Consider the following 8,409-nt stretch of genomic DNA (forward strand, 5'->3'; position numbering starts at 1 on the left):
TATCGCCTGGGCGATAGCCGTGGTCACTGAAAAAGGTGGGTTATTGCGCTGGCAGCGTCGGCACGTTGTCGTCGAACCAGGTTTTATAGATTTTGGCGTAAGTTCCGTCGGCAACAATCTTCTGCAGACCGGCGTTGATTTTGCCCAGCAGTTCGCTGTTGCCTTTCGCCACTGCGATACCGAAATACTGGCGTTCAAATTTGGCATCCGGCACCAGCTTGAACTGCTTCTCCGGGTGCTGTTTGATGTAGTACTTCACCACCCCGACGTCACCCACCGCGGCGCTGACGCCGTCCTCGAACAGCTCCTGGAGCATCAGCGGGGTATTGTCGAAGCGCTTGATCGCCGTGCTGTTTTTGCCCAGCACCTCAGAGACCACGATATCGCCGGTGCTGGAGTTCACCACCCCGACCTTCTCGTTTTTCAGGGCCGCGAGGGAATCGACCTGCGAATCCTGGGCGACGACGATAGACTGCTCGGCCGGGAAGTACGGCGCGGAGAAATCGACCATCTGTTTGCGTTTATCGGTGATGGTGATCCCGGAGATGATGATGTCGCGGTCGCCGGTGTTCAGCGTGGCGAAGATACCTTCCCATGGGGTATTGACCAGTTTGACGTCAAAGCCTTCGGCTTTGGCGATGGCTTTGATGATGTCGATATCAAAACCTTCCAGCTGTTTCTGGCTGTTTTCAAATTCAAATGGCCGGTAGGTGCCGCCGGAGCCGACGGTGTAGGTTTCCGCAGCCGCCTGTCCGGCTGCCGTCAGCGCGGCCATCATGAAACACGCTTTGAGCAAATTCTTAACCATGAGATATCCTTTTTATGCATTTATTTTGCATAAAAATACACACACTTACTTTTGTATGCAACCGGAAACCTTCCCGCTGGTGAATTATCTTATCAACTGGCCCGTTTACCGCCGGATTTACCGATGGCCCGGTGCAGGTCGTTGATTCGCTTCAGGGATTTCACCGTTTTTTGTGGCGTGGTCGAGGCCACCGACAGGACAATCATCTCCAGACAGACCAGCACCGTGCCGTGCAGCGGCATCCGGCTACTGTCCCCGCCGCGCGGGACGTCGATCACCACCTGCGCCTCCTGGCTGAAGCGCGAGTCCACCGCCTGGGTCAGCAGGATGGTCGGAATTCCCAGCCGCTTCGCCTCGCGCAGGGTGGTCATCCCTTCGCGATGGGGGGATTTTTGCCCCATCATGATCAGCACATCGCCGCGCTGCAGGCCGATAAGCTGTTCGGCGAGGCTAAAGCCCGTGCGGTTCATCACGTAAGCCGGCAGGCCAATGCGGTTGAACAGCCGGGCGGTGTACTCGGCGAGGATCCCCGAGGCGCCGATGCCGAAGATCCCCACCTGGCGCGCGTCGCTGAGCAACGCCACTGCCTGGGCCACCGCCGCGCGGTTGTCGGCCCGCGACAGGACCTCGCAGACCCGCTGGTGCCCTTCAAGCACAAAATCAATACTGGAATTGACGTCGCTGGCGAGTGCGGTGACCGTCGAGCGCATCTTTTCCGCCGAGGTGACCGAGGTGCCGAACCAGCGCTCCATAGTCTGCTTAAGCTCGCGCAGCCCGGCGAAGCCCAGCGCCTGGATAGCGCGCACCACCGTGGCGTCAGAGGTCTGGGTCGCGGTGGCGATCTCCATCGCCGTCTGCTCCAGCACCACCTCGCGGTTGTCGTTGATATAGCTGACCACGGCCCGCAGGCGGGGAGAGAGCTGATGCGCCCGGGCGCGATAGCGTTCGCCGAACAGGTCGACCCGCCCCTTCTCTTTTTTTACCGCGCTTTTCATTTGGCCACCGCCGGGATCGGCCTGCCGGCAATATGCGACTGCACCTGGGCCACCATCAGAGAGAGCGCGGCGTAGGAGTTGGAGATCACCTCCTCCCGCGGCAGCAAAATATAGCGCCCGGTGCGGCAGGCGCGCATAAAGTCGCACCAGCCGGGCATCACCCCTTCCATCGCCTGCAGCTCATCCTGCGGCTTACCGCCGGTATCCGACCGCCAGGTGGCGAAGACAAAATCGGCGTCCAGCTCCGGCAGCTGTTCCGCGCTGACGTCAATTCGCTGGCCGTCGGGGATCCGCTCAATCAACGGCGGAAAGCGGAACCCGGCGTCGCGCAGCACCCGGCCCAGCGCGTGGTAAGAATGATGCACCGTGACCTTGCCGTTGTTCGCCTGGATCACCGAGACGCTGTATTGCGACGGGTTAACCATCGCTTTCAGCTGCTTGATTTGCTCCTGATAGCGGCGCTCGAGGATCGCCAGCCGCGGCTGGGTGCCGGTCAGCTGCGCCAGCTTGCGGTAAATCTCCGGGGCGCTGCCCTGCAGATGGTCGATGCTCACCGTCGGGGCAATCTTCTCCAGCTGCTCCACCGACACGTGACGGCTGGGCTCGGTGATGATCAGATCCGGCCTGGCGGCGGCCACCGCTTCCAGATCGATATCGGCGGTGCCAATAAAGCGGATATCGCTATTGTCGAAATCGACGCCGGTGAGCTGGGCGCTGGAGCGCAGATAGTGGCTGCCATCCGGCCGCGTCCTGCCGTGGCTGGCGATGGGCGGCGCCCCGAGCTCAATCAGCGGAATGGTAATGTCGAGATCGTGCATCGAAACGATACGCTGCGGATGGAGCGGGACGGTGACCGTGCGGCCTAAATCATCGGTAAAAGTCTGAGTTTGTGGGTCGGCGGCGCTGACGGCCCCCGTCAGCAACAGCAGCAATGAGACGAACCAACGCATAATACCTTCCTGGTTAAAGGGCATCGCGGCGACGCCAGAGCAAGACAACAAAAAACGGGCAGCCCACCAGGGCAATAACAATCCCCGCCGGGATCTGCAGCGGCGCAAACGCCAGCCGGCCAAGGGTATCGGTCACCAGCACCAGCAAGGCGCCAATCAGCGCGCTTCCGCTCAGCAGCGATACCTGGCCGCCGCGCAGCACAAAACGCGCCATATGCGGCGCCATCAGGCCAACAAAGCCCAGGCTGCCGACGCAGGAGACACTGGCCGAGGTCAGCAGCACCGGGGCGAAAAAGCGCAGCAGCGTGAGCTGCTGCAGACGCACCCCAAGGCCGATGGCGGTCCGGTCGCCCAGCAGCGCCGCGTCCGCAGCCCGGGCGGTACAGAACAGGATGATGGCTCCGGGCAGCGCCCAGCAAAAGGCCACCGCCAGCAGCGGCCAGGTGGCGGCCTGCAGGCTGCCCGCCAGCCAGATCATCGCCGTCTGCACGTCGCGAACGTCGGCGGTGGTCATAAAGATGCCGACCGCCGCCGCCAGGGTCCATGAGACGCCGACGCCAATTAAAATAAAGCGCGGTCGCGAGCAATCGCGCGCCAGCGTCAGGACCAGCAGGGCCACCGCCACGCCGCCGACCATTCCCGCCAGCGGCCGCCAGACCAGGCCTACCGCCGGGAAAAACAGCACCAGCGCCAGGACCACGATGCTGGCCCCCTCTTTGACGCCGATCAGCCCCGGGTCGGCCAGCCCGTTGCGGGTGATGCTCTGCATCGCCGCGCCGGCCAGCCCCAGCATAGCCCCGCACAGCAGCGCCATCAGGATCCGCGGCAGGCGGATATCAAACAGAATAAAGCGCGGCTGCTCGCCAATCTCCTGCGGCGCCAGCAGGGCCCGCGCCAGCGTCGACGCGGGCAGCGGATAGCTGCCGCGGCTGAGGCTGTACAGCCCCAGCGCCAGCAGCATCAGCAGCATTAAGGCGGCAATGTTAAGCGCCGCCGGGCGCAGCAGCAGCTGGCGGGAAGCGAAAACCAGCGGCCTAAAGCCGGCCCGATGGACGGCGCGCATCATTTAAAAAACCTCGCGGCGATAAAGATAAACAGCGGCGCGCCCACCAGGGCGGTCATCGCCCCGGTGGCCAGCTCCTGAGGGGCGACCAGCGTCCGGGCGGCGATATCCGCCAGGAGCAGCACCAGCGCCCCCACCGGCGCCGCCAGGGGCAGCGCCAGGCGGATATCTTCCGTCACCAGACGGCGCACCACGTGCGGCACCACCAGCCCGACGAAGCCGATCGGGCCGGCCACCGCCACCGCCGCGCCGCAGAGCAGCGCAATCGCCAGCAGGCCCAGCAGCCGGGTCTGGACGAGGTTCACGCCGAGGCCCAGCGCTACCTTATCCCCCAGCGCCAGCACGTTGAGGCGCGGGGCAAGGAACAGCGCAACGCCAAGGCCGATCAGCGCCGGGATCAGCGCCGTCCGCAGCGTGCTCCAGTTCAGCCCGGCCAGATCGCCCGCCAGCCAGGTGCGCATCGCCAGCAGCGTTTGTTCATCGAGAATTAATATCGCCGCCGTCACCGCCGACGCAAACGCCGACAGCGCTACCCCGCACAGCGTGATGCGCAGCGGCGTCGCTCCGCCGCGACCGGCAGAGGCCAGCGCCATCACCCCGCCGAACAGCAGCGCCGCGCCGCAGGCGGCCGTCAGCGGCCGCGCGGCGGGGAAAGCGCCGAAGGAGAGCCCCAGCGCAGAGGTCGCCACCACCGCCAGCGACGCGCCGGCGTTAAGGCCGAGGATATGCGGCTCGCCCAGCGGGTTGCGGATCACCGTCTGCAGCAGCAGCCCGGCGACGCCGAGCGCCGCGCCGGTCAGCAGCGCCGCCGCCAGCCGCACCAGGCGCAGTTCGACGATTATCCGCTGATCGAAGTTACGCGGGTTGTACTCCAGCAGCGCCTGCAGCACCGTCTGCGGGGCGATCCAGCGGGCGCCCAGGCCAAGATGCACCAGCGAGCCGGCAATAAGCAGCAGCGTAAGCAGGAGCAGCGCCAGCCGGGGACGGGCGCGCCGCCGCGCGGGATGCAGGCTAACCACGCTCATTGTGCCGCCGCCTGGCGGGCGCGAAACGGCATAAAGAACGGTTTGCCGGTTTGCGGGTTAATCGACATCTGCACGTCAACGTCAAACACGCGTTTAATCAGCTCAGGGCTACAGACTTCACCGTCGCTAATCGTCCCGGCGATGCGCCCCTGTTTAAGGAATACCAGCAGATCGGCATAGTTGACGGCAAAGTTAAGATCATGGAGCACCGTCACCACCGTGCGGCCATGCTCGCGGGTCAGGGTCTGGAGCAGTTCGAGAATATCGACCTGATAGCGCAGGTCGAGCCAGGTGGTCGGTTCATCCAGCAGAATGGTCGCCGTTTGCTGGGCCAGCGCCATGGCGATCCAGCAGCGCTGACGCTGGCCGCCGGAGAGGCTGTCCACCGGCAGATGAGCGAACTCGCGGGTGCCCGTTAAGCGCAGCGCCTCTTCCACCGCCAGCTCATCGGCGTCGGACCACTGGCGCATCAGCCCCTGCCACGGGAAGCGACCGCGCGAGACCAGTTCGAAAACCGTTAACCCTTCCGGCGTCAGCGGCGATTGCGGCAGGATGCCGAGCTGGCGCGAGACGGCCTTCGTCGGCATCTGATGAATGGCTTGCCCGTCCAGACGCACGCTGCCGCCGAGCGGTTTCAGCATCCTGGCGATGGTCGACAGCAGCGTGGATTTGCCGGAGCCGTTGGCCCCGGCCAGCACTGTCATTTTGCCGGTGGGGATGGTCAGGTTGATGTCGTCAACGATCAGGGTCTGGCCGTAGCCGGCCGACAGGGCATCCAGTACGATCCCCTGCTCTGCAGGTGTCACCCGCTGTGGCATAACTCGCTCCTGCGCCGCAGCGTTCCAGGCGAGGCTGGACATTCTGCAGTCAAATCAAAATAAATCTCATTCTCTTTTGATCATGACGGGGATGAATGTAGTAGTCAATAGTCGCCATCGTCTTCAGGCGCGGACGATGACTACAGCGAGGCCGCGCCAACGCAATAGAATTAAAATAAAATAATATCAAATAGATAACCACAGGATATTCCCTGATGGAGGTGTTTAAAACGCCCTGTACCCCGCCGCTGATTTTTTATCTTGTATAACGTTTACTACTACATTCCTTCATGATTGAATGATTCTCAATTACACGTAGAAAGGCGCGTTCAGACGCTAAATCGCGTGTTTTTATTATTCAGGGCAATGATTTTATTGGCTTTATCTGACCGCAAAGGCAGATTCGTTCACGAGAAAAAGATAATGACTCAACCCCATGTCGCCTTCACCTCATTGCAAGGGCGGGCGCTTTTTTCGCTTCTTTTTTTAGCCTCACCGGGATTAATGGCCGCGGAAAATAACGCGGCGAAAGGTAACAACGACGCGGAAGAGACCATCACCGTGGTGGCCGACGGCGCCCAGCAGAGCGCCACCAGCGGCTATCAACCGCTCAGCTCCTCTACCGCGACGCTGACCTCGATGCCGCTGCTGGATATTCCACAGGTGGTGAATACCGTCAGCGACCGGGTTCTCGAAGATCAGCACGCCACCTCGCTCGACGAGGCGCTGTATAACGTCGCCAACGTGGTGCAAACCAACACCCTCGGCGGCACCCAGGACGCCTTTACCCGCCGCGGCTTCGGCGCTAACCGCGACGGCTCGATCATGACCAACGGTCTGCGCACCGTTCTGCCGCGCAGCTTTAACGCCGCCACCGAACGGGTGGAAGTCCTGAAGGGACCCGCCTCGACGCTGTACGGTATTCTCGACCCCGGCGGGCTGATCAACGTCATCACCAAACGTCCGGAGCGGCAGTTCTCCGGTTCGGTTTCCGCGACGTCCACCAGCTTTGGCGGCGGTACCGGCAGCGTCGACGTCACCGGCCCCATCGAAGGCACGAATCTGGCGTACCGGCTGATTGGGGACTATCAGAATGAAGATTACTGGCGCAATTTCGGTAAAAACAAAAGCCGCTTTATCGCCCCTTCCCTGACCTGGTTTGGCGACCGGGCGACGGTGACCGCGTCCTATTCGCACCGCGACTACAGCGCGCCCTTTGACCGCGGCACTATTTTCGATCTGAATACCGGCCATGCGGTGAACGTCGATCGCAAAACCCGCTTCGATGAAGCGTTTAATATTACCGATGGCTATTCCGACCTCGCCCAGCTCAACGCCGAGTATCGCCTGAACGACGCCTGGACCGCGCGCTTCGATTACAGCTACAGCCAGGATCACTATAACGATAACCAGGCGCGAGTAATGGCTTATGATTCGGCGACCGGCAACCTGACCCGCCGGGTCGATGGTACCCATGGTTCCACGCAGAAGATGCACTCGACCCGCGCCGACCTGCAGGGCAACGTGGTGGTGGGCGGCTTTTATAACGAACTGCTGACCGGCGTCGCCTATGAGAATTACGATCTGCTGCGCACCGATATGCTGCGCTGCAAGAACGTGAAAGGCTTTAATATCTATCATCCGGTCTACGGCACCCTCGACACCTGCAATACCGTCTCCGCGTCCGACAGCGATCAGCGGATCCAGCAGGAGAGCTATGCCGCTTACGTGCAGGACGCGCTGTACCTGACCGACAACTGGATCGCCGTCGCCGGCGTGCGCTACCAGTATTACACCCAGTACGCCGGTAAAGGCCGACCGTTTAACGTCAATACCGACAGCCGCGATGAGAAATGGACGCCGAAAGCCGGCCTGGTCTACAAAGTGACGCCGAACGTGTCGCTGTTCGCCAACGTCGCCCAGTCGTTTATGCCGCAGTCGTCGATCGCCAGCTATATCGGCGAGCTACCGCCGGAAGAGTCCACCTCCTACGAAGTGGGCGCCAAATTCGACCTGCTGGAGGGCATTACCGCCAATATCGCGCTGTTTGATATTCATAAGCGCAATGTGCTGTACACCGAGAGCATTGGCGATGAGACGGTGGCCAAAACCGCGGGCAAGGTGCGTTCCCAGGGCGTGGAAGTGGATCTGGCGGGGTCCATCACCGATAACCTCAGCGTGATCGCCAGCTACGGCTACACCGACGCCAAAGTGCTGGAAGATCCGGATTACGCCGGGAAACCGCTGCCGAACGTACCGAAACACACCGGTTCGCTGTTCCTGACCTATGACATTCATAACGTCTACAACAGCAACACCCTGACGGTGGGCGGCGGCGGCCATGCGCTCAGCAAGCGCTCCGGCACCAACGGCGCGGATTATTATCTACCGGGCTATGCGGTGGCGGACGTGTTCGCCGCCTATAAGATGAAGCTGCAGTATCCGGTGACGCTGCAGGTGAATGTGAAGAATCTGTTTGATAAGACCTATTACACCTCTTCCATCGGCACCAATAACCTCGGCAATCAGATTGGCGATCCGCGTGAGGTACAGTTCACGGTGAAGATGGATTTTTAAGCCGTACATGGCGTCGCGCCGGATGCTCATTGCCGGGCGGCGCTGCGCTTGCACCGGCCTACGGTCCTTCCCCTTTTGTAGAGATCGCTGGCCCGGTAAGGCGCAGCCGCCACCGGGTAAAATCGTGGCGCATGGCGCCGGATGTCCATTGCCGGGCGGCGCTGCGCTTGCAC

6 protein-coding genes and 1 pseudogene are annotated in these 8,409 nt (G+C 61.9%); 1 reads left to right on the plus strand and 6 read right to left on the minus strand.

What is annotated here, in order from left to right; all coding sequences use genetic code 11:
- Positions 1–40 precede the first annotated feature (40 nt).
- From ABLV54_RS22760 to ABLV54_RS22785, 6 genes and pseudogenes are all read right to left on the minus strand, one after another.
- On the minus strand, positions 41–808 hold the full coding sequence (locus tag ABLV54_RS22760; protein ID WP_008804504.1) for a basic amino acid ABC transporter substrate-binding protein: 768 nt from the start codon (positions 806–808) through the stop codon (positions 41–43).
- A gap of 92 nt (positions 809–900) precedes the next feature.
- Positions 901–1,834: pseudogene (locus tag ABLV54_RS22765) on the minus strand (MurR/RpiR family transcriptional regulator).
- Positions 1,800–2,777, minus strand: coding sequence for an ABC transporter substrate-binding protein (locus ABLV54_RS22770; RefSeq protein ID WP_072413321.1), 978 nt, complete (start codon positions 2,775–2,777; stop codon positions 1,800–1,802). The pseudogene ABLV54_RS22765 and the gene ABLV54_RS22770 overlap by 35 nt, the downstream one beginning before the upstream one ends.
- A complete protein-coding gene (locus tag ABLV54_RS22775) occupies positions 2,767–3,819 on the minus strand; it encodes an iron ABC transporter permease (protein ID WP_048297701.1) in 1,053 nt (350 codons plus the stop codon). The genes ABLV54_RS22770 and ABLV54_RS22775 overlap by 11 nt, the downstream gene beginning before the upstream one ends.
- A complete protein-coding gene (locus ABLV54_RS22780; protein WP_085551005.1) occupies positions 3,816–4,841 on the minus strand; it encodes an iron ABC transporter permease in 1,026 nt (341 codons plus the stop codon). Before ABLV54_RS22780 ends, ABLV54_RS22775 begins: the two co-directional genes overlap by 4 nt.
- Positions 4,838–5,659, minus strand: coding sequence for an ABC transporter ATP-binding protein (locus ABLV54_RS22785; protein WP_032453205.1), 822 nt, complete (start codon positions 5,657–5,659; stop codon positions 4,838–4,840). Before ABLV54_RS22785 ends, ABLV54_RS22780 begins: the two co-directional genes overlap by 4 nt.
- Positions 5,660–6,163: 504 nt before the next feature.
- Between ABLV54_RS22785 and ABLV54_RS22790 the strand changes: the two genes are divergently transcribed.
- On the plus strand, positions 6,164–8,236 hold the full coding sequence (locus ABLV54_RS22790; RefSeq protein WP_087827095.1) for a TonB-dependent siderophore receptor: 2,073 nt from the start codon (positions 6,164–6,166) through the stop codon (positions 8,234–8,236).
- Positions 8,237–8,409: the final 173 nt, after the last annotated feature.

The organism is Klebsiella sp. JB_Kp042 (assembly GCF_040065275.1).
Classification (GTDB): Bacteria; Pseudomonadota; Gammaproteobacteria; order Enterobacterales; family Enterobacteriaceae; genus Klebsiella; species Klebsiella quasipneumoniae.